This window comes from Rubritalea tangerina (assembly GCF_042683245.1).
Taxonomy (GTDB): Bacteria; Verrucomicrobiota; Verrucomicrobiia; order Verrucomicrobiales; family Akkermansiaceae; genus Rubritalea; species Rubritalea tangerina.
The window spans coordinates 122,845-145,154 of sequence record NZ_JBHUJB010000083.1 but is presented as its reverse complement, the minus strand read 5'-3'; the positions used below and the strand labels follow the sequence as shown (position 1 = coordinate 145,154).

Annotated in this window: 12 protein-coding genes; 4 read left to right on the top strand and 8 right to left on the bottom strand. The window is 51.0% G+C overall.

Translation table 11 applies throughout. The features are described from left to right. Position 1: 1 nt before the first annotated feature. The 4 genes from ACFSW8_RS16910 to ACFSW8_RS16895 form a co-directional block, all read right to left on the bottom strand. Positions 2–1,216, bottom strand: a complete 1,215-nt coding sequence (locus ACFSW8_RS16910) for a hypothetical protein (RefSeq protein ID WP_377178832.1) — start codon at positions 1,214–1,216, stop codon at positions 2–4. Positions 1,217–1,260: 44 nt separating this feature from the next. Continuing rightward, entirely contained in the window at positions 1,261–2,787 is a 1,527-nt protein-coding gene (locus ACFSW8_RS16905; RefSeq protein ID WP_377178830.1) for an arylsulfatase, read from the bottom strand. 83 nt (positions 2,788–2,870) lie between these two features. After that, entirely contained in the window at positions 2,871–4,463 is a 1,593-nt protein-coding gene (locus ACFSW8_RS16900) for a LamG domain-containing protein (protein WP_377087862.1), read from the bottom strand. After that, positions 4,433–4,972 carry a sigma-70 family RNA polymerase sigma factor gene (locus ACFSW8_RS16895; RefSeq protein WP_377178828.1) on the bottom strand — a complete coding sequence of 180 codons (540 nt, stop codon included), beginning with the start codon at positions 4,970–4,972 and terminating at the stop codon, positions 4,433–4,435. The genes ACFSW8_RS16900 and ACFSW8_RS16895 overlap by 31 nt, the downstream gene beginning before the upstream one ends. Positions 4,973–5,110: 138 nt before the next feature. On the opposite strand from ACFSW8_RS16895, the gene ACFSW8_RS16890 reads away from it, so the two are divergent. The 3 genes from ACFSW8_RS16890 to ACFSW8_RS16880 all read left to right on the top strand — a co-directional run bounded on the left by ACFSW8_RS16890 (position 5,111) and on the right by ACFSW8_RS16880 (position 9,953). Further along, positions 5,111–7,531, top strand: coding sequence for a hypothetical protein (locus tag ACFSW8_RS16890; RefSeq protein ID WP_377087866.1), 2,421 nt, complete (start codon positions 5,111–5,113; stop codon positions 7,529–7,531). Positions 7,532–7,604: 73 nt separating this feature from the next. Beyond that, positions 7,605–8,330, top strand: coding sequence for a CBM96 family carbohydrate-binding protein (locus ACFSW8_RS16885; RefSeq protein ID WP_377178826.1), 726 nt, complete (start codon positions 7,605–7,607; stop codon positions 8,328–8,330). A gap of 129 nt (positions 8,331–8,459) precedes the next feature. Next, entirely contained in the window at positions 8,460–9,953 is a 1,494-nt protein-coding gene (locus ACFSW8_RS16880; protein ID WP_377087869.1) for a prenyltransferase/squalene oxidase repeat-containing protein, read from the top strand. Between the two features lie 59 nt (positions 9,954–10,012). Here the strand turns inward: ACFSW8_RS16880 and ACFSW8_RS16875 are convergent, their stop codons facing one another. The 4 genes from ACFSW8_RS16875 to ACFSW8_RS16860 form a co-directional block, all read right to left on the bottom strand. After that, positions 10,013–10,840 carry a hypothetical protein gene (locus ACFSW8_RS16875; RefSeq protein WP_377178824.1) on the bottom strand — a complete coding sequence of 276 codons (828 nt, stop codon included), beginning with the start codon at positions 10,838–10,840 and terminating at the stop codon, positions 10,013–10,015. Positions 10,841–10,863: 23 nt separating this feature from the next. Beyond that, positions 10,864–14,937, bottom strand: coding sequence for a DUF6288 domain-containing protein (locus ACFSW8_RS16870; protein ID WP_377087872.1), 4,074 nt, complete (start codon positions 14,935–14,937; stop codon positions 10,864–10,866). A gap of 136 nt (positions 14,938–15,073) precedes the next feature. Further along, entirely contained in the window at positions 15,074–15,778 is a 705-nt protein-coding gene (locus ACFSW8_RS16865) for a hypothetical protein (RefSeq protein ID WP_377087874.1), read from the bottom strand. Continuing rightward, on the bottom strand, positions 15,775–19,380 hold the full coding sequence (locus ACFSW8_RS16860; RefSeq protein ID WP_377087875.1) for a hypothetical protein: 3,606 nt from the start codon (positions 19,378–19,380) through the stop codon (positions 15,775–15,777). Before ACFSW8_RS16860 ends, ACFSW8_RS16865 begins: the two co-directional genes overlap by 4 nt. 407 nt (positions 19,381–19,787) lie before the next feature. On the opposite strand from ACFSW8_RS16860, the gene ACFSW8_RS16855 reads away from it, so the two are divergent. Then, positions 19,788–22,283 carry a hypothetical protein gene (locus ACFSW8_RS16855; RefSeq protein ID WP_377178822.1) on the top strand — a complete coding sequence of 832 codons (2,496 nt, stop codon included), beginning with the start codon at positions 19,788–19,790 and terminating at the stop codon, positions 22,281–22,283. The last annotated feature ends 27 nt before the right edge of the window (positions 22,284–22,310 follow it).

Genomic DNA, 22,310 nt, shown 5'->3' with positions numbered 1-22,310 from the left:
TTCAGGATGCCAGCCCTAACTCATACGCCAACTGAATGCTTGCAAGCAATGCCGCCTTCTTCGGAAACGGATGATCTAAATGAGGTGAGCTCATCCGAATCGCCTTGGGAAAACTATCGTAACTCATGTCCCAATGGTGCGCATGTAACATCGCTAAATCAGTAGCCATCGGCATCTGAATGCGTGATTGGTCCTGAGTCACTTGCATGTCATTGTTACCATCAATCTTATTCAATCGCATCGCCCCCTGAAATTGAAAACTCGGAACCTCCATCGCTGATGTCGACCCACTTAAATTAAAGATCGGAATTCCCAAATCATTGATCAACCTCTCATGCTCCAACATGAATTGCCGACGCCACATAGTCGTCAAATCCCTCAAAGCCAGCTTGATCTCCGTCTCATCCTTCCGACGCTGCACAATCTCCGGCAGCTTCGTAAATGGTGCCATACTTGCAATTGCTTTATCTAACAAATCAGGATCTTCCTCAACACCACTCAGCACGCTGTAGACATCATCAGCGATATACGATCCACCAGCCGCCCCTGCCCAGCTGAAGATACACTTGATACGTGACGCCAAATCTGGTCGCTTAACTAGCAATGTCAAAATGTCTGCCACACCCTTGGAATAGCCAAAGAGAATGACATTCTTAGGCTCCTGAGCCGCCTTCTCGTCAACCAACTCTCTATCAGCACTCAAGCCCACACCCAATTCAATGGCTCTCGCCAGATGCTCAGCGTTACTCTCACATCCAGCCAAAGGATGCAAATCGGCTCGCAAAACCTGACACAACCCATCACGCTCTAACTCAGGTAAAGCACGCTGGAATGCTCGCACCGGTAACAGACCATTCAGCAGCCCGGGACAAAAAATAAAACGCGTTTCTCTCAAGCTAGAAAACTCGCATGCCGGCATCTCAACATCCGCAAATGCAGCATCAGTCTCACGTAAAAAACGAAGAGCAACGGCAGCCCTATCACTCTGCTTTCCATACTTTTTCTTCGCCACAGCCAAAGCAGCCTCATCCCTTACAGCCTCTGAAATGAACAGGTTTTTCCAGCGCTCCGCACACCACTTCTTGTACTGCCAAGACCTTTGAACCGCTACACGGTCCAACTCCACAGCCTCACGCACGACCTCTATCAATCTACCGTACTTCCCTGCAGAGCGAAGGGTATGGCAATCACCATCAATTTCCATACCCCATGTCATACGCTATCAGCCCCATGCTTGCAGCAGCAATTTGGCCACGACGCCTAGTCTAAGCTCTTCTTGCCATCAACAAAAGGTATCTTGAAGTCGTCTTCAACCGTACGCGTTTCCAACCAAAATGCCTCCAAACGCTTCACTTTCTCAGGATATTGCTGAGCCAAGTTTTTCGTTTCCTTTGGATCGCTCTCAATGTCATAAAGCTCCCACGGCTGTGGTGACTTACCCTTGCGCGCCAACAAGCCCCGACGTAGTGCCTTCCACTTCCCATCGCGAATCGCAATAATGCCTCCGTAATTGTGGAAATCCCAAATCATGAGTTCCTCACGCTTCGGTAATGGCTTACCGGCCAACACACCATTCATATCCAAACCATCTAACTTCTCTTTTGGCATCTCAGCTCCCGCCATAGTCACCAAGGTCGGAAACCAATCTGGAAAGTATGTTGGCTCATTGTTAGTGCTACCCGCCTTGATCTTACCAGGCCATTTAACAATCGCTGGAATACGAATCCCACCCTCATAACAACTTCCTTTATATCCACGCAGACCTGCTGTCGCATTGAAAAACTCCGCATCACATCCCCCAATGTGAAACTTCGGGTCACCCCCCTGATGCGTAGTCCCATTGTCCGAAGTGAAAATCACAACCGTGTTGTCCTCCAAACCATGCTTTTTAATCCGTGCCAGCACCGTGCCCACATGCTCGTCTAGATCTGACACCATCGCAGCATAGGCAGCACGTGGCCGATCATGCGGTAAATATCCATTCTGCCCCCGATACACCCCCTTACCTCCCTGCTCTGGATCGTCCCATTCCGCCGGATACTTGTCGATCCATTCCTGTGGTGGCTGCATCGCAACATGAGGCTCCAAGAATGGTAAATAAAGGAAAAATGGCTTGTCCTTGTTCTTATCAATAAACTTTATCGATTCCTCTAACACGAGGTCGGAAGAGTACATCTCAGCCCGGTAATCATTCGCGTCAATGGGTCCCTCCATCTTGCGTAAATGCCCCGGAATCGGCTTCTTGTTAATCGTCACCTCTTCCTCATCACTGTCCAAAAATGGTGGGTAAAAACTATGTGCATTGCGCTGGCAGTTGTACCCATAAAATCGATCAAAGCCCTGCTTGTTAGGTGAGCCACTTGAATCGGATGGACCCAACCCCCATTTACCAAACGCACCAGTCGCATAACCCGCCTCCTTTAACACCTCCGCTATCGTAACCGCTCCATCAGTGATCGGCCACTGACCCGGAAACTTACGGCCATTCCCAGAATCTCTATTTCCTCTGATTTCAGCATGCGCCAAATGCTTTCCAGTCATCAATACACAGCGTGCCGGTGCACAAACAGGCGCTCCCGTATAGTGCTGATGAAACAACATACCTTCCTTCGCCAGCTGATCAATGTGCGGTGTCTTGATCTTTTCCTGACCATAACACCCCAACTCGCCATGACCCAAATCATCCGCCAAAATGAAAATGATATTCGGCTTCTCAGCCGCTTGCGTCAAACTCATCGCTCCCGCCATCAGGAACGTCGCTATCGGTGTCAGTAAGTGTTTCATCATCGCAAGCCTATACGCATCCTGAAAAGATGTCTTTACGATATTCCGAGTATTACTTGCGATTTTGCGCATCGAAAACACCCCACCTACTTAGCTTCCTGCATCAATCCCCGAATCGTGTCCTGATCCAACGCCGTATCAAATATCTGTAACTCGTCAATTGCCCCGCGGAAAAACCCACCGTGTGCATGCCCTGGGTCGCTCTTCTGATAACTCACATTGCGCCCCAACCACACCCCATGCTTTGCATCCGCAATCTCCGTATCCACAGCCTGTAATGCCCGCCTCGATACCGGCTCCAATTGACCATCAATATAAAACAAGACATGAGTTCCTACATCCACCTGAGCACCACCATACAAAACCACAGCCACATGGTGCCATTGCCCATCACGCAAATCTTTTGTCCCAACCACCTGACCCAAACCTAAACCTAAACGTAAACGACCTACCGGCCCCTCTGAATCTATCGGGTTCACTGAAATCTGCCAGGCCTTGCCCACTTCACTTCGATTATCTAACACACCCCACGAAATGATTCCAAACCCCTGGCGAACTGAAAAATCCTCAGGCACCTTGAGCCAAAAACTAACTGTCCTTGCCTGGCTTCCTGCCACCCCTCGATACCTACTCTCCGCATAACTCCCCACACCATCAAACAATAAACCTCCTCCGTATGGGCCCTCAACCCACTCTGGTATCCCCCCACCATCCATCGATTTAAAAACCATCTCAGCTCCCTCCCCATCACTTCCTCGAGCCGCTGCTCTATCACCCGCTCCCTCATCAAAAGACCAAGATATAGAACGCTTACCCAGCTCGACCTCAGGCGGCAGACTAGTGTAAAACTGCCCTCGATCAGCTACCAGCATTCTACTTTCCCCACTCTCCATCCGTAACGCTTCCTCCACTTTCACCTTCTCCCCATCTTCATTCACAACCACCACACTCCCATCTAGCACATGAGTCTCAACCTCCCCTCCCTCAGTGACTGCAACACCCACTGCTTGCCCAAAATCTTCAAATGCGCCTCGTGGTGTCACTACCCGATACGCTCCCGCACCCTCCTCGCTGCGCACCATCACTCGACCGTAGTCAACTTCCACAACCGCTGCCTTTTTGAAAGTAACACGCGCTGGTCCCTCCACTATCAAGGTCCTCTTCTCATCGATACCCACCTGTAATAAGCCACTTTTTACCTCCACGCTGCCCCCCTGCTTGATCTCATCCCCCACATCATATGCTTCCGCCCCCCATACCACACTCTGCATGCCCGAAACCTCAGCCATAGGCTCACGAGAACCCAAGCCAAGCCACACACCACTAATAAACAGAGTCATCGCTACCACGGCGGCTGCCTGCAACCACCGTTTCTTCGTACGAATCCGCCCAATGACCTCACGACTGAAACGCTCTCCATCGTCGTCTCGAATCGCCCCCATCACGCGCTCCATATACGCAGCCTCACTCGCCCCTTCTTCCATGACAACAGAGAGCATCGCGTCCACCTGAGATTGTGTCCTGAACCTTGCGAGCTCACTATCATTCCCATCTAACTTTTCGATCAGAGCCGCGCGCTCATCGCCACTGGCACTTCCCTCAAATTGCGCCTCCACTAAATCTACTATATCTCTCTCCCGATCACCCATCACATCTTCCCCGATTCTAAATTGATACATTCCGCCAATTGCGCCCGCACTCGATGCAACTTCATTGTCAATGTCGAATGCCCATTCGCTGTCTCCTCAGATATCTCACGGATAGTTTTCCCCTCGACATAGCGCATCTCTAACAAGTTTCGTATCGGCCCTTTTACTTTTCCCAAGCACTCACGCAGTGCCTCTAACTTTCTATTACTACATACCACCTCCTCATTGCCTCCGAGCAATGCCTGTAGCTCCACATCACCTCCTATATAATCTTCCCGTCGCTTGCGGATATAATTCCTAAAATGATTTTGAGCAATCCCTTGCAGCCACGCCTCAAACTCTCCCTCCCCGCGGTAACTCTCAATCTTACGATACGCAGTAACAAAAGCATCCTGCGCCAAATCGTCAGCTGCCGTCCAATCACGTAACTTTGCCCTTAATGAGGCCCTCAACCACGCCTGATGCCTTTGCACAAGACGTCCGAAGGCCTCCAAATCCCCCTGCTTTGCCTTTGCTATCCATGCATCTTGAATGTCCATCCTATTGCTCAGTGTAGCCAGCTCAGAAAACTGACACAACTTTCTTCAAAAATTTTCCTGCCCCTCCATCCGCCCATAAAATCACACCCCTTAAAGAATAAATGTGTCACTCCAAGAAGCTAAAAACACCTTACTAGCATGGGACATCACACACATAAACTTATACCAATCTCTCTCGCTATCACACTCGGCAATCTCCCTGCTCAACCGATTTCACTCTCCGGCATCTACCCTCATCTCACCATGTACAATCAAGAAGGTGAATGTGGTACAGGTGCACTTGTTCCCTGGGCCGGTCGCCTTTGGGCCGTTACCTACGCTCCTCACGCCCCAAAAGGATCCTCAGATAAACTCTATGAGATCACACCTGATCTAAGGCAAACCATTCGATCCGAATCGATCGGTGGCACACCCGCCAACCGACTCGTCCATAAAGAATCCCAACAACTCTTCATAGGCCCATACGCCATCGATAACGCTGGAAAAGTGCGCACAATCCCCTACTCAAAAATGTTTGGCCGCCCCACTGGTAACGCGCGCCACCTCACTGACCCTGAAAATAAAATCCTCTACGCCACCATGGAGGAAGGAATCTATGAAGTCGGTACCAAGACCCTCCAAGTCACAGAGCTATGGGCCGATGAACAACGCAAAACCAATGCCCGTAAAGCCAAACTACCCGGCTACCACGGAAAAGGCTTCTACTCCGGCCAAGGGGTCTACGTGTACTCTAACAATGGTGAGCGTGGCTCTGCTGCCCTCAAGAACCCAGAGACCCCTTCTGGAGTTCTCGCAGAATGGGATGGCAAAGCCGATACATGGACCGTCATCCGCAGAAACCAATTCACAGAAGTCACGGGCCCCGGTGGCATCGTAGGAAATCCCACTCCCGCCACCGACCCTATCTGGTCAATAGGCTGGGATGACAAGTCACTCATCCTTGCGAGCCGCCACCACCAAAATGGCTGGAACTTCTTCCGCTTACCCAAAGGCTCGCATTCCTACGACGGTGCACATGGCTGGAACACAGAATGGCCACGCATTCGCGATATCAACCAAGACCACTACCTCATGACTATGCATGGAACCTTCTGGCAGTTCCCCAAATCATTCACTGCCAGTTCCTCCACTGGCCTCACACCTATGAGTAATTATCTCAAAGTCATTGGCGACTTTACCCACTGGAATGACCATATCGTCTTCGGCTGCGATGACACCGCAAAAAATGAATTCCTCAATAAACGCAAAGCTAAAGGACACATCCCAGCGCCCCAATCACAATCCAACCTCTGGTTCGTCAAACCCAATCAACTTAAACAACTCGGCCCCGCCATAGGTCGCGGCATGGTCTGGAGAAGTGAAAACCTCACCAAAAACCAAACCTCAGACCCATTCCTCTTCTCAGGCTACGACCACCGCGGGCTCCACCTCCATCACCAATCTCAAAAACCTCAAGAGTTTTCACTTGAGGTCGATAAAGATGGGTCTAACCAATGGACACATCTGCGCACAGTCACTGTACCAGCCTCTGGCTACCTCTTCGTTCCATTTCATCAAACAGAACAAGGCAGCTGGATCCGCATTAAAAACACCAAGCCCTGCAGCAGCGTCACCGCCGCCTTCTCCTACCGCAACCACGACTCTCGCAGTGCCTCTTCCGATCCAATTTTTGATGGTCTTGCAGAGTCTAACACTTCAATTAGCGCTGGAGTTGTTAGAGCAAGAGGTGGCAACAAACAAGATCTCGCATTCGCCGCTGTCAATGAAGACAATGATCCCATCGGCTTCTACCTGCTCAATGACAAACTTGAGCTCAATGAGTCCGCTGACACCAAAGCCTATACCTTTGAGCAAACAAAAAATACCATCCCAAATTCGGCTCTTAGCATAGACTCCGCATCCGTCATCTATACCGACGAAAATGGCAAGATCTGGCGACTTCCTAAAGGTGACCCATCCATGGGTCATCACCCACTAAGCACCTACAGAGTCGCCCGTGAAGTCGCGACGGAGCGCGACCTCCTCAATGCCCATGGCACCTTCTATGAACTTCCTGCACGCAATGCTGGAGGCATCAGTAAAGTCAGAGCAGTTGCCACCCATAACCGCTATATCCACGACTTCTGTTCCTATCGCGGACTCTTCATCCTCTCAGGAGTGAGCAACCAAAGCTCAGCTAAGAACCCACACATTATTCGCTCCAAGGATAACAAAGTCGCCCTCTGGGCTGGAGCCGTCGATGACATCTGGAAGCTCGGAAAACCACGAGGCAAAGGCGGCCCGTGGCTCAACACTCAAGTCAAAGCAAATACCCCCTCAGACCCCTTCCTCATGACCGGCTTCGATAAAAAATCTATCACTCTCCAGTCCACCACTGATACGAAACTAACCATTCAGGTGGATCTCGACGGCACCGGCCACTGGGTCACTTACAAGACGATCCAGCTTCAACCTAACAAAATTCACACCCACCACTTTGATGAGGCATTCCAAGCCTATTGGCTACGCACCATCACTGACAGTGACACCCAAGCAAGCGCACAACTCACTTATCAATAAGGCATGTGTCAGTTCTGAGCACTCAGCACACCTTACCCTAGCTCCCCCCAATAATTCAAAAATAGAGAACACCATGAAAAAAACATATATCCCCGTTATGGCCGCCCTCTGCGTCTTCCCGATCCAAGCAGCTACCATAAGCGCCAGCGTCTCCCAAGACACCTACATCCGCAATGATGTGAACCCCAACACAAACTTCAATGGCGATTCTGACAACGAGCTACTCGTTGGTGCAAATGGCTCACCTGATAACCTTCGCATCCTCGTAGGCTTCGATCTCAGTACTATCACCAATCTCGTCAACTCAGATGGAGGAGGTAATTATAATAACCTAACAATTAACTCCGCCTCGCTCACCGTCTATGAACGTCGAGGCCGTACCGCTTCCTTAAATCTCATCGTGAGCCAATGGAATGCCTCTTTTAGCGATACTCTTGCTACTTGGAACGCCCCATCACCTGATGACACCACCCCAGGAGCTAGCCTCAGCACCGTACTGGGATCATCATTCCTCATCTGGGATAACACCTCCGATAACGATCAAGCCACAATCAGCCTCAACACCGCTGCACTCAAATCAGCCATCCAGAATGCTGCGTCAGAAGGCACGCTCAACCTTGTCCTGAACTCAGATTCCAGCCCGTCAAACTGGTACTCAATCACAAGCGATCAAGCAGCAGATCCTAACCGTCATGTGCAGCTCAATCTCGACTACTCCGTCTCAGCTATCCCCGAACCCAGCAGCGCCTCTCTCGCATCATTCGCAGGCATCGCCCTCTGCTTAAGAAGACGACGATAACCAGATTTCACATCACCCACAGAACCTAAGCTATTTCACCCCGTGAAATAGCTTATTTTTTTTGCCCACATGCCCTAATAAAAAAACCAACCACTGAGTTAGACCTGTAACACATCGTTATAAACACCCATGAGCCTACACGCACAACTCAGCCCAACAGCAAAAGCCGCACTCGCAGCTCAGAGAAGAAATTCCACTATCTCTTCTCTCATCATCGCCATACTCTCACTCTTCTTAATTGGCCTGATTCTCTTCATCATCGCCCTGACTATCGAGGTGAAAAACCCTCCCCCAACCATTTCCTATTCCCCAGGACTCGCCGAAAAAGATGACATTGAACAACCTGAAACACCTAACCAGGTCGAGCGCAAACCATCCTCCCCCTCATCTTCAATGGCAAAGGTCATTGCCAGCACCAGCGCATCACCTACCGCAGTACCTGTGCCAGATATCGAAATCACGGAACCATCACTCGACTTCGGTAATGGCGACGACTTCGGTGACGGCTGGGACGATGGCGATGGCAATGGCCCAGGTGGCAGCAGCTACGGTTCTATACCCGACTCCATGAAAAAGCGTTGCTCTAAAGCAGACCGCCTCGCTCGACTCAAAAAAGAAGGAGGCACTCCTGAGTGTGAAGACGCCGTTGTCAAGGCACTCCAATTCCTCCAGAAAACACAAAATAACGACGGATCTTGGCAGAAGAAACACCGCGTCGGCTACACCGGACTCGCCCTCCTCGCCTACCTCGGTCACTGCGAAACTCCTGCATCCCCAGAATTCGGTGCCACCGTTGAAAAAGCAATCGTTTACCTCGTCAATGTCGGTATGGCTAACAATGGTAAACTCGCAACCGACATGAATGACAAACACTGGCCATACGAGCACGGTATTGCCACCTACGCCCTCGCAGAAGCATACACCCTCTGTAGCAAACAAAACCTCAACCTTCCAAACCTCGATGAGGTCGTCTCCATGGCTGGACAACAAATCATCACCTCACAGCACCAACGCACTGGCGGCTGGGACTACAACTATGACTACAGCGGCCAACGCGGCGGTGATAGCTCCATCGTCTGCTGGCAGCTTCAAGCCCTCAAAGCCTGTAAATACACCGGCATCGAAGGCTTCGAAAAACTCACCACAGTTTCACGCAAAGGCCTTGAATACCTCGAAAGCTGCCAAGCGGCTGATGGCGGCGTTCGCTACCAGCCAAATAACGGTAAGCCAACCATGACGGGTGGCTCCATCCTCTGCCACCAACAATGGGGCAAAGGCTCCCGTGCCACAGTGCGCGCCGGTCGTAAATTTATTGAAAAGAAAGTCACCTTCGGCTACGACACCGCAGAATCCGACCTCTACGCCCACTACTACTACGGACAAGCCATGATGAACATCGGGGGGACCACTTGGAGAAACTACAACAAACTCTTCCGCGATGAAGTCCTCGCCGCTCAAAACCCTGACGGCTCATTCAAAAGCCCAGGCGGTGGCAATGCCATCAATGGTACTGCTACTTCATTTGCTGGTGGCGGCTCCGCAGCACTGCACTACCGCACATGCTTAGCCACTCTCATGTTGGAAGTCTACTACCGCTTCCTACCTGCCTCATCATCTCGCTAGTGTGGTGTCACTAAATCCCCCGCCAAATCATACTTAGGAGACTTTCCCAACCTCCCCCTTCACTCGTCCGTAGGCTCGAGCACCAAACGCACTGCCATGCCCTCCTCTAGACGAGGATCACGCTTTACTAGCAAACGGGTGCGCGCTTGAGCAATACCCTCATCTCTCGCCTGCAACACAGCATCGTGCACATGCCATGTGATGATCAAATCTCCAGTCGTGTCTGGACCATACGATTCCCCAAACGCACTGCCACTGAACGTGAAAGCCAATGGCTCTGGCAAGGCTTCGCCACTTGTAGAACTCAGTAAACGCACCAATGGGATGCTCGGCTCATCAGGAAGACGAATGGACAAGCGGTATTGAGTCGCCTTCTTCTTATGCCCTATCAAGTGCAGCATAAGCTCTAAGTGCAATGGCCTAACATCCGTAAGCAATAGCGTCTCATGCACCCTTCCTCTCTCATTGCATAGCACAACTTCGAGCTCATATTCCTTCCCTTCTTGGTCTTGTTTGGGGTAGTGCACAGCCGCCGGAATCTCAATCTCACCCGTCTCGCGCGTATAGCGAATCCCTCCCAAGCGCATGCCCTCCGAATCAGCCGAAAATGGATAGCGGACTGCCAGCTCATCACCCAAAGCATTGATCTCTTCTGCCAACCGCACACGCGCCTCCTCACTCGCCTCACCCCATTCTCCCTCTAAATCGAGCAACTTTCCCCACCGCTGCTTCTCAACCAAAGGAAACAAAGGAAAAGCAGCAGCTAGGGCCTCACTCGTATGCTCGCGCTCGACAAGAAGCACTTCCTCTACTTGCGGCGGTGGGTCCATTCCCTCCGCCGCTGGCTTCTCACAGGCCGGTACCACCACAAAAGTAGCAAGGGCCAAGTGGCTTATACTACGTATCTGCTTCACTCCGGTTGAATCGGTGGAAGGAACTTCGTATCCACCGACTGAATCAATGGTAAACGCTTCGTAAGTTGATGCCTATTATAGTAAAACCTCAAGGTCTTCAACTTAAGGTCGCGACCAAAGAATTCAATCCGCCACTTCTGCGCCTGAGTATCAGGGAATACTGGGTTCTGGTTAGAGTAGCTGCTGTAACTATCCCAAACTAGAGGAATCCATTGCTGGCCATCATGATACCACACACGCATGTACGCACGTGAATCCTTCACATCTAGACCATTCAAGGTTACAGCCTTGCCAAAATCATACTCTAACACTGCTTTACCTTCGTCCATCTTGACCGTAGCGACGGTCTCACCACTGTGGTCAGTCCAGGCGGCAAGATCACCATCTATCGCCCCCCGAACCGCCTTCACACTGGCGGGCACTTCATGCTTCACCTGAGTTTTTGCATCATAACTCAGCGTGTACACCGTTCCACAAATCATGTTTTCGCTGGCCATGTTCACTGTCACCACATCCCCCTCATGCACATCAATCAAGGCACCATCCGGTGCCGTCACCGGTGGCAATGTCTCAATCGGATACATGCAGTCAAATGCAATGCCTGATATGACAAGTGGCTGGCTCTGGAAATATGCACGTGGCCCCGTCTTCAACTTCAAGTCAAACCGACGGAAGTTAGCTTCATTCTTTGTCACTAACAACTTATTGAACTCTAATGGACGTTGGTAGCTGATGTGCTGCCCACCTAAGAAAAACGCAATCTTTGCTACACCGCTAAACTCCTTCACTCCACTGTCCTTGAGTGCTGCAGATGCTTTTAACTTGCGCGTTCCTTGGTCAAAATTAAAGCCCTCCAGCCCATCCACTTTCATCTGTATCGCTGATGCCAAATTACTTCCTTCCACAGCCACTGTCGCTTTCAGCGGAAGTGGCGATTGCTTGTAGAAAGCTTCCTTGTCTTCTTCTAACCAATTAAGCTGCTGCAATGGCAAAAACACATTCAGCTGAACCGCTTGCTTCTCACCTTCTACTTGTGTGCTGAGCTGGAAGTTAAGACCCGTGATCAACTCGATAGCATACGCCCTCTGCATCGCATCTAAGCTGCTATCTCCAGCTATCTCCCTCACTAAGTCAGGCGCTAGTTTCTGCACCAGATCATTGGTGTTAGGAACTAATTTAAGGTCGCGCTCGAAGCCTTGCATCTTGGCAATTCCCTCAGCCAATGCCAGCGGAGCTTTCTCGCCTAACAACTCATTGGCAATGCACCAATTGCGCAAGTAATAAGAATGTACCTGCCCGCCCCATTCACTCACGACACTGCCCTCAATCCGCTCACTTGCCATCAACTCTTTCTTGCCTGTAATCGCTAGATTGTGCTTCAAAGCATTCAAGGTAAGGATACTTCCAGCCGTGCGAATCCACATCGATGTCACCCCTTCACCTCCTTGGAAATCGAGTGGGAATGCTGACTTGAGATAGCCACCTTCCCAGTTGTCGTCGATCGTCATCTTGTACTTGAAGTTCTGCATGTGCTTGAGAAACACAGCTTCGTCCGCCACCGCCATCGCAAGCGATGAAAAGATAAAGGCTAATGAACTCGTCGCATGCGAGTTATCTCCATCACCAATAGAGGCCTCCCAGCGCTCTACTGCTTCCTTGATAGACTCCCTGTGGCCACCAGCAATTTGCATGCCTAACACCCCAGGTCCAGACATAGCGTGCCCCCCGCCGTGTCGGCGAGATTCATCACGCTTCATCCTCCGACCACGACCATACGCATATGTCCCATTCACACATACCTCACCCGCATGACGAATGATGCTATCTACCAATTGCTTGTCCACAGTGATCGGTGTCCTTGATGCCAATGCCACTCCCAACGCAAGATGCCCAGTGCCATAGTGCTGGCCCGCAATGCCGTAGCCAAAACCATTCACCTTGTGCCCAGCCATGTAATCATTCTTACAAACATCTATCATCTGGTGATAGGCTGCCTGAACACCCGCTAAAATCCCCACATCCTTCGTCCGTAAATAGTACTCAGATAAGAAAATCAACCGCATCGCGCGCTCCGCCGTCCACTCACTAGGCACCGAATGATACGCCATCTGATAGGCCGCCTTCTTCACCTGCTCGTCATATTGGCTGTCACCACTCGACATCAATGCCAACCCACACCATGAGGTGTCCCAACCATCCGTCGTATAGCCTCGCAACCTCGGCCAAGTGCCGTTCTCACGCTGCTGACCAGCAAGCCACGCCACCTGCCTCCGCGCCGTCAGTTCTGACTTCGCACAATCCTTCGGATACGTCTCACTAAAGCTCTCCACCTTCCCAATCGGTATTCTTAAATCCACAACCTTCTGCTTGTGAATCCCCTCTAAGGGTAAGGCCAAATTTGTATATGATACCCTAGGCTGAACCTTGCCGTAACTCGACGCCATAAATACCCCCTTTGCACGCTTGGTGCCCTCAGGAAGCTTCCATGTCGCCTCACCATGCGCATGCAAATACATACTCTGCGCATATTGCTTACCCTGAAATTCATGCGGTTTCTCCAACTCTACTCTCACCCTCCCATACCCAGGACTCGCAGATTCATAAGGCACTCCTAACAAATTTATAGTGCCGTAATCTCCCTCTAACACTACATCGCACCACATGGTACCATCACCGTGAATATTACCATCAAACTGATCACTCTCTAATGTCAAAAAGCCATCACCAGACACCTCCACACTGAATTCTTGAGCACCCACAGATTGGTTGCCCCCGACCCCTTCCCACAATGGCCTGCGCACTACAGGAAGAGCCTCGCGTTGCTTGATGATCCTTACCTCAGCACGCAAATCCGCTTTCCCATGCGTCACTTGCATCCCCGTTGTGAAACGATCAAACCCCTCCGGTACCACAAACACTAATGTGGAATCACCGTGCACAGAAAGACAGGGTTCCGCTATCACTTTACCCGTCAGATCCTTACCCCGTGTCACCTTCCCCCAGCCTGTAGTCGCTTTCATCGGCTTAATTTTCGCCTCATCACTCAGGTCCAAGCTGCCCGCCGGCCCATTCAGTGCAGGAGTAAGCCACGTAAAATGATCAAAATCATTCTTATCCTTCTTATCGACAATCAGGTGGATCTCATCCCCCGCACGCACTGCTGTCTCAGATAACATACACTTGCCATCTGACTCCACCATCTCCTCAGAAAACACTGTCTCGCTTGGCCGTGGATACCGCATGACACTCAAGCGCACATCACCACGTGCCTGCGCAGTATCCAGCTTCTCCCCGAACATAAGTTGAACCTCACGCCTGTCCTTGTGCATGAATTCCCAATCCGGCCGGTACTTATTGCCTGATTGAAGCACCTCACCTTCGATACCAATGATTAGATCCCCTTCCTCTAACTTGCCTTCTGCAGGTGAGCCTGGAGCGATGCTAACCACCTCAGCCGCAGTCAATGCCAACCTGCCATCTTCACCTCGTAAACAATCAGGAACAATCGCTGCAAAACAGGCACGCCCCTGATGTTGAGGTACGTAAGAACGAATCCTTACCCCCAAGGGTCCAAGATAATGCCCCCATCCCTTAGCTTCCTCAGCCTGCTCTACCTTTGAGGGCATCCATCCCATGTGTACATCGGGATACCGCTGCATGTACTTGCGGATGTCCGGCTCGCTAAATGTCTCAACCACCGGAAAACTCTCTACCAAGGGCGCCAATGCTGGCTCCTTTGAAACATCTAAAGAACCTGCCGTCACTACCGGCGTCCCACCGCTACTCGGTGCCTGCGTGTCATAAAAAAAGTAACCCACTCCTAGCACCCCTACCAGAGCAATGGCTGCCACCCCTACTCCCACACCTGAAGATGATTTCGCCGATGCTAAAGCCTGAGGTGGAGGGCTCACCGCCTCCTTCTTCTTCGCTTTCCTTTTCGGTGCTTCTTCAATGATAAACTTAGTATCACAGGCGTCGCAACGGCCTTTTCTGCCTAACAATTCGGCGTCCAGTTTGAACTGCTTACCACAGGACGGGCAAGCAGCATCGATCGTAGATTTTTCGTGCATGAGTGGTGTTGGGTATGTGCATGTGCTAACAGATTGGCACCTGAGAGCATGCTCTCATACTCTCAACATTCACCACACATTTCAAGAGAGCAGCCCCCGCAAGTGTGTCCCTTATGAGTACAATCTTCCCCCACCACTATTGCGCGATCAAAATACTTTGGTCATCTACCTCTCGCTCAATCAACACCCGGTAGCGGCCTTGCCGCACAGGGTAAAACAAGCCGATGAGGCGCTGTCCCTCCCGAGCCCCCACGGTCATCACACTCAGTGGCCGTGATTTCCCCTGCTCCACCACCTTCAAGCGCAGCGTCTTCTGCTCCCCTAATCGATAAGAAATGACCCCCTTCTTCAGAGATCCAACCTCAACCTTCTTCCCATTGAGCTCCACAACCACTGGCTTCTGCGACCGATTGATAAATAACATGCTCGAACTCGGAATCGCTTCCTCACCCGTATCTACCACCATCATCGCCAACTTGCCCTCAAATGGAAATAAATACACAAACGCCTGCTTCGTCGCCTTAGATAATTTGGCACTCACAGCTGGCTCATAACTTTCCTCCCCCTCAGCATTGACGTGACGCTCAAAAAGTATCAACGCATCCGTCAACTTCGTCTTGCACTCCACAGATACCTGGCTGTGGCTTAACTCGATCGGTACATAGCGCTCAGCCGAAACCCTATAATATAATTGCGGAACCTCCACTTGGTCAGCCCGATCTCTCAATTCGTCATACCAGGTATACACCTTGAACCGCAGACTACGCTCCACCTCAGCCATTGCAGCCCCACCTAACAAGCTCACCACAACGAGCCATACGATCATCCAATGCTTCCTCATTTGCTTACTTCATGAATTTCCATCTGCGCGACCTCAGATGAGGCCAACCATTTAAAATCAACCACCTTGAATGCGCGACCAAATTTCTTGTTACTCGCACTGAGCTGCTCCTTGAATTCCTTGCTACCACTCGCCCCACCTTCCAGAGCATAGGGCTCTTCAGCTGGAGATTGACTCGCATCCAAGTAATCCACACCCCGTTGTACCACCGCCTCACACGCTGCCTTCGCAAGTACCCTACCACTCTCATCCCGACTCACCCCCACAGTCCGTATCACAAAGGTGTCACCTCGTGCAGTGATCATTGGATCAATCTGCTGCAAAATGTCACTTTGCTTCACCGATCCAGGTAAATGCGAACTTGTCGCCTTCCTCACCGCACCCACACCCGGATAAAATCGAGTGTCATTCACGAAATCACTCGAGCTCACCTCATTGCCTCCATCCACATTCTTATTCAAGCTCGCTGCGTCTATCGCTGACTGTATCGCCCCCGCATAACGCACATCCTCAACATGCCCACGCGCCACACCCTCATTCACCTCCTCACGTAATAAATCCCCCAACCGGTTCGTCCGATTCACAAATGCTGCCACGCTCGGAAATGGCCCCCGACGCTTTACCTCACGCACCACCGCTTGTGCCAATAACTCAATCTCAGACTGAGTAAGAGTCACGCGTATATCCCCTGCAGCAGCATCTATGTCATCCATTTCATGCAACCTCTTGCTGTCCTCAAACTCCCGATAAGCACTGAAACTCACATGCTCACCATCCCCAGCTACCCCCAGTGAAGATGATAAAACCATCTCCCATGCAGGCACTGATGTTGAGTTGATGTTAAATCCACCTAACAACCTTAAATACTCTGCACTATCAATACTCTGCAACTTGTCTTGCAACCCATTTACCACACGCATCCTACCATTCACCAATGGAGACTCAGCGTCATATTGACTTCCCTGAGGGATCGTAGAAAAAAAGTAACGGTCATACAGCATGTCATTCATCAAATAGGACACATCATAATGCGCACTGTCCACACGCCACCCCTGGGTATCTCTCTTCGCCATGCTCCCCCAATGCCGTACTCCACTGTGACTCACCCTCCTGTGCTCCAAATTTAAACGAAAATCCCCCACCGAGTTGCCAATCGGTTCCGCTGGTAGATTCGACGTGCCCATCCACATATAACGTAACGCCCCCGTCGCCCGTCTTGATCCTACAAAGCTGTTAGAATGGTTGAGCTGAACTAAGGAAACGATCCCCCCACTCTCAGCATTCCTCACCTCACCTAGCGAGACAGGCGGAGCTGCCATCACCATCGCATCAGATCCTAAATACCCTGATCCTATATAACTAAATGTCTCAGCTATACTCAAAGTCGGAATCGTATAAATCGTCCTCGCATTCTGGTAATCATAAAGTGCTCCCATCAATGAAGGCGCACTCTCCGTGCCCTCAGAACTATAGAATTTTGTCTTATTCTCATGAGGATTATGCGTGTAGCTGTCCCCAATACCAGCATGATAAATTGCCCGCGGATTGTAATGCGCCATGTAAGGAAAATGAAGCTCCAGCTGCTCCTCATGCACCGCCTCCGACGGAGTGATTAAATAGTCATCTCCCATACGTAACGCATGCTTGTATAACATCCCAGGAAACCCACCGCGCGTGTCCTGGCTCTCATCCGTCACCGATGGCGCTGCAAAAAATGCCGTCTCTGATGCCATCTGCGCACTCAACCTCGACCAATAAGATAGAGTCTGCGTCACCCTCTGATCATCCTGAAAATTGGCAAACCACAATAAATTATCAGTCGCTACCCCTCCCATTCCAATCGCAATCTTAGGAAAGCTCCCCCCATCGGGATTAAATTGCTTCGCATCATGCGTTACCCCGTCCAAAGCAAACAAATGCCCCTTTCCCGGACGCCATCCACTCTTTAACTCAATCACATGAGTAGTTCGCTTCCACGATTCACCTGGCGATGAAGCCACTGGCCGCGAATCTATCGTCATCCCTTGAGGTGTAAAAACCATCGCCTTCCCAGGTGGAATAACACCCTCCTCTGCATCGATCTCTAAGCGAAAATTCCAGCCTCCCTTCCCCCCCTGTGAATTATCAAATACTCCGTCGTTAGAGTAAAAACTCCCATCAGATCGCTGGATTTTATAGTTCGCTCGGAAAAGGTTTAACCACCAATTACTCGTGCCTGAACGCCGCTCCATATACACATTGATTTTCTTGTCTATCTTGAGAGGCACACTGTAGGGATTCCATAAAGTCACCGCTGGATACACCCCATAGTAAATTTGAAATTTGGACCCGTCCACAACCTGAATCGCTCCATGTATACCCGCCTGAACCTGACTCATCACAGGCACCATCCCACCTGTCCCCATGCTCACAGCCCGACCAGCCTCACCCGCCTCTTGCTGCGCATACTCACGCCAATACTTCACATAGGGTGCTAAACCTCCCAAATCACTATTGCCAGTAACCAAACCAGGCTCACCACCAAAACTACGCCCATCTAGCCTGTCTAACAAAGGAGCTGAGTCTGCGAGCTCTGCGGGAATCCCCTCGGCATCCTCTTGCCGATACAACACATAGCTCATATCCTTCTTCAACCCCCCATTCCGTGTATCACTCAAAATAGACTCTGAAAATGCCGTGATATCTGGAGAATAACTATAGCTCTTCCCAGAAGGCGCTGAGACTGCCAAAGGAGTATTTGCCACACTCAACATGGCATCAACCTTCCGCTTATCCACCCCCACACTGCTCAAGCCCTCTTGATAAAAATCTATCACACTGCGCTGCGCCATCATCTGCGCTGGCTTCGAATCCATAGCATGCCTCTCAGATAAATTCGTCCGCGCCTTGATGGATTCGTCACCGATCCACCAAGCATATGCCCCATCATTTTCTAACTCAACCAAGGGCGCCGTCACCGAATGAGCATGCACCTCTCCCGTGCTCATGGCATTCTTACCCAAAATCCTCTCAGCTGGAACAATCGTTATGCTATCTCCTGAACCTTGCTCTAACACACTATCCGCAGTGATATAACCCTCCGGATAAGCCTCTCCCACCCAATTGCCTACCTGGTCAACCAGAGAGAATGCTTCATTCCCACTCACTAGAACTGCCGGCTTCTTAGCAAAATCATGACCACTATCCATGCCAGGTCGGCGGTTGCCATGCGATAAATCCATCTCCCCGTCCACCGACTCAAAATCCATCTCAGATCCAGATACATCCCACACTAAAGTATAGTACGGATTCACTTTAGCTGAATCTAACTGAGTCCAATCCTCATCAGTGATGTCCGCCCTCGCGGTCACTCTCTGGTCACTCCCCGCATATTTCTGTAGCTGCCCCAATGCTATCGTCAGTGCTAACTTCGCATTCGCTTTAGCTTCTAACATAGCACCATCACTCTGAGCCTTGCGCGTCTCTGTAGAACTCAAGGTCAACATCCCTATCATCACAAAAAATAAAAAACTCGTCAGCATCACGGCACTAATCAAAGCAAAACCACTCTGCATACTTTGAGCGGTCACTCGCGGCCTCTTCCTATCCTTACTCGCTTTCATCTTTGTCTGGGGTAGCTGATCATGCCCTGCCCACCACAAATCGCAGCAGGCATTACGGGATTTTCATAGATTACCAGACCACGATCTCCACCATCATGCCAGCAATTAGATCCCAATCAGATTCATATATGAAACAATGCAGACCACCCATAAACAACCTAAACGCTTTAAAATAAAACAATTACAACCCATATATAAGATCAAATTCAACATACCACACGAAACAACAATGCCTAAAAAATACAATCAAACTCTACCATCCACCCCTAAATCAGATACCAATGAAAGAGGTCATACATCCTCATGGTGACCGATTGATCCAAATATGAACCATCACCCACCACCCTCGTGATACATCTATGCATCACCACAAGTATGAGCTACATACAAAGTCCGCACCAACCGCTATGCACTTCCTCAAATCACTCCAGACCATTCTCATTGCCTGCATACTCAGCTTCCCCAGCATCTTAGCCAATCCCTGGAAAAACTACACCTGGGACCTTCACCAGCAATTTCCCTGGCTGCCCCCCCTCCCCACCACACTCACGGACGCACAGCGCGATAGCATGCAACGCTTCAGCTCTTCCTACCCACTCGCCAAAGTCACCCCAAACGGTCAGGGAAATGAACCCCAAAAATTGGACCAACTCATGCGTGATATCGACTCCGCTCTCCCACTCCCCACTGACACCACTCCCCACCGCAAGGTAAAACTCATTCGGTCAAAAAACAAAAATCAACCCGATGGCCAACTCCCGCCCATCGCCATAGACAAAGAGCTCAAGCCCCTTCTCGAGCGTGTGCTTCACGCCTATGCTCACGCCAACGACGCACAAGCCCCTACCATCGAAGCCCTCTACCGTCGCATCGCCCACGCACTCATGCACTCCGATTTCCACCCCGGCGGTAAAAGGGACGGCTGGCTCGGTAATGGCTACGGCTGGCGTAACTGGGGCCAAAAGTTTGTCCTCATGGACCACACACTCCCAAAACTCGAACGCCAATACTTACTCGAATGCCTCGCCTATACCGGTGAAGGCCACCACCTCTACAAAGAAGCCCCCTACGCCAATACCGACCTCCAACTCAACTTCTACTACAATGTCCTGCGCTTCATCAGTCGCATGGATGACGGCCCAGCAAAGTGGCAACGACTCCTCACCTGCCGTCGCGGACTGGACCTCGCCGTCACCCAAGACCGCTACCTCACCCCAGATGGCGGTATTATCCACCACAATGGCCACCACATTTCCTACGCCAGCTATAGCCATATCCACGCCCTTCAACACCAAATCAACTTCGCCAAAGCCGGCATCTTCAGCCCCCACAGCAAGCGTGCCTGCCAGCGCTACCGTGCCGCCACGACTGCTTGGGCGTTCAATTCGCTCCGCTCAGAAATCCCCTACGTGATGCAACTCCGACCCGCACCCTCCTGGGAAAATTCACGCCATAAAGGACAAGGCGTAGGGCTCAGCAAAACATTTGCCATCAAAACCGCAGAACTCACCACCGCCACCTTCGGCAGCCCCATCGAAGATGACCGAGAAATGGCACGCATCATCACTTCAAAAATGGCCGGAGATTCCTCTCAACTCCCAGATTTCTGGAAGCATTACGCTTCAGATCCCAACATGCTCTCCCCACTCCAAGGGCACCGACCATTCCCCGTCATGGGGAACGCTGTCCACCGCCACAAGAATGCAGTCATCATGCTGCGCGGGGCCAACCGCTACTACCGTGGCGGAGAAGTCTACGCTGATGCAGGCTACCCCGGCGCCTACATGGACCGCATCATGCACGGAGCCCTCTTCATCTTCTCACGCGGCGATGAGGGACGCTTCCCTAACACTGTCGATAGTGGCTACCGAACCGAAGGCTATGACCCCAACCTCTTCCCCAACGTCACCGCCGCAGAACAAAATAACCCAGACCTCGCCGGTCGCTATAATCCCGACTACCTCGGAAGCGGCGCTAAACAAGGTGGAGGCGTCAGCCTCAACGGCTTCGGTGTCTGGGCCTGGAACCCAGGCCATGTCCAGAAAAGTGGCTTCTTCTTTGGCAATCGCATCAGCCTCTTCACCACCGGCATCACCATTCCAAAACCAAATGTTCGCACCGCTCTTCTCCAAAGCATCCATGACCAACTCCCCGGAAATCCACTCACTATTAATGCCGAAGTCTATTCCCAAAATTACCAAACCATTCTCCCCTCTGACCGCTCGCATACCTTGCTCGATGCCAGCCAAACCGGCTACTACATCCCCAAAGGCAACCCACCCATCCACATCCGTCGCGGCAACCAAGGCTATACCTACGCGCTATCAAGCCAACTCAAACCAGGTGCCCCAAAAAACCTCCCATCCACCATCAAAAACCGCCAACAACTACGCGAATCTATCGACCAATTCTCCCCCATCATCCGCCCCGCATCACTCGCCTACTTCGACCACGGTAACGCCCCCAACAATGACCAGTGCCACTTCCATGTGCTCGTCAATTCCTCACACCTCGAACTTAAAAAGTTCCACCACGCCATGGAGTCCTCCACACCTCCCATCTACCAAGATATCCAAAACCATTACCACTACCTCATCGACCAAAGCTCCCAAACCCACGCCCTCGTCACCTTCCAGCCAGATACCACATTCACTCACACCTCCTTGGTCCAAAAACTCAATCGCCCATCCACACTCATGTGGCATCAAAATAAAAATCACTGCCAACTCGTCATCGGCTCCACCGATCTCAAAAATAACACCCCGTTCTCGATCACTCTCGAAGGTCACTGGAAACTCCACTCCGCCCCCAGTGATACTACCCTCACGCAAAATGAAACCACCACCACCCTCACCATCCCCTACCTTAATCAACTGGGTAGATCTGTGAGCTTAATGCGCTAGGTGCATAGTATACACAATAAATTTGCT

Coding starts and splice junctions, on each gene's coding strand:
- ACFSW8_RS16870 (WP_377087872.1), bottom strand. CDS start 14,937: ATGCACGAAAAATCTACGATCGATGCTGCTTGCCCGTCCTGTGGTAAG.
- ACFSW8_RS16865 (WP_377087874.1), bottom strand. CDS start 15,778: ATGAGGAAGCATTGGATGATCGTATGGCTCGTTGTGGTGAGCTTGTTA.
- ACFSW8_RS16880 (WP_377087869.1), top strand. CDS start 8,460: ATGAGCCTACACGCACAACTCAGCCCAACAGCAAAAGCCGCACTCGCA.
- ACFSW8_RS16900 (WP_377087862.1), bottom strand. CDS start 4,463: ATGTATCAATTTAGAATCGGGGAAGATGTGATGGGTGATCGGGAGAGA.
- ACFSW8_RS16890 (WP_377087866.1), top strand. CDS start 5,111: ATGGGACATCACACACATAAACTTATACCAATCTCTCTCGCTATCACA.
- ACFSW8_RS16910 (WP_377178832.1), bottom strand. CDS start 1,216: ATGACATGGGGTATGGAAATTGATGGTGATTGCCATACCCTTCGCTCT.
- ACFSW8_RS16885 (WP_377178826.1), top strand. CDS start 7,605: ATGAAAAAAACATATATCCCCGTTATGGCCGCCCTCTGCGTCTTCCCG.
- ACFSW8_RS16860 (WP_377087875.1), bottom strand. CDS start 19,380: ATGAAAGCGAGTAAGGATAGGAAGAGGCCGCGAGTGACCGCTCAAAGT.
- ACFSW8_RS16855 (WP_377178822.1), top strand. CDS start 19,788: ATGCACTTCCTCAAATCACTCCAGACCATTCTCATTGCCTGCATACTC.
- ACFSW8_RS16905 (WP_377178830.1), bottom strand. CDS start 2,787: ATGATGAAACACTTACTGACACCGATAGCGACGTTCCTGATGGCGGGA.
- ACFSW8_RS16895 (WP_377178828.1), bottom strand. CDS start 4,972: ATGGACATTCAAGATGCATGGATAGCAAAGGCAAAGCAGGGGGATTTG.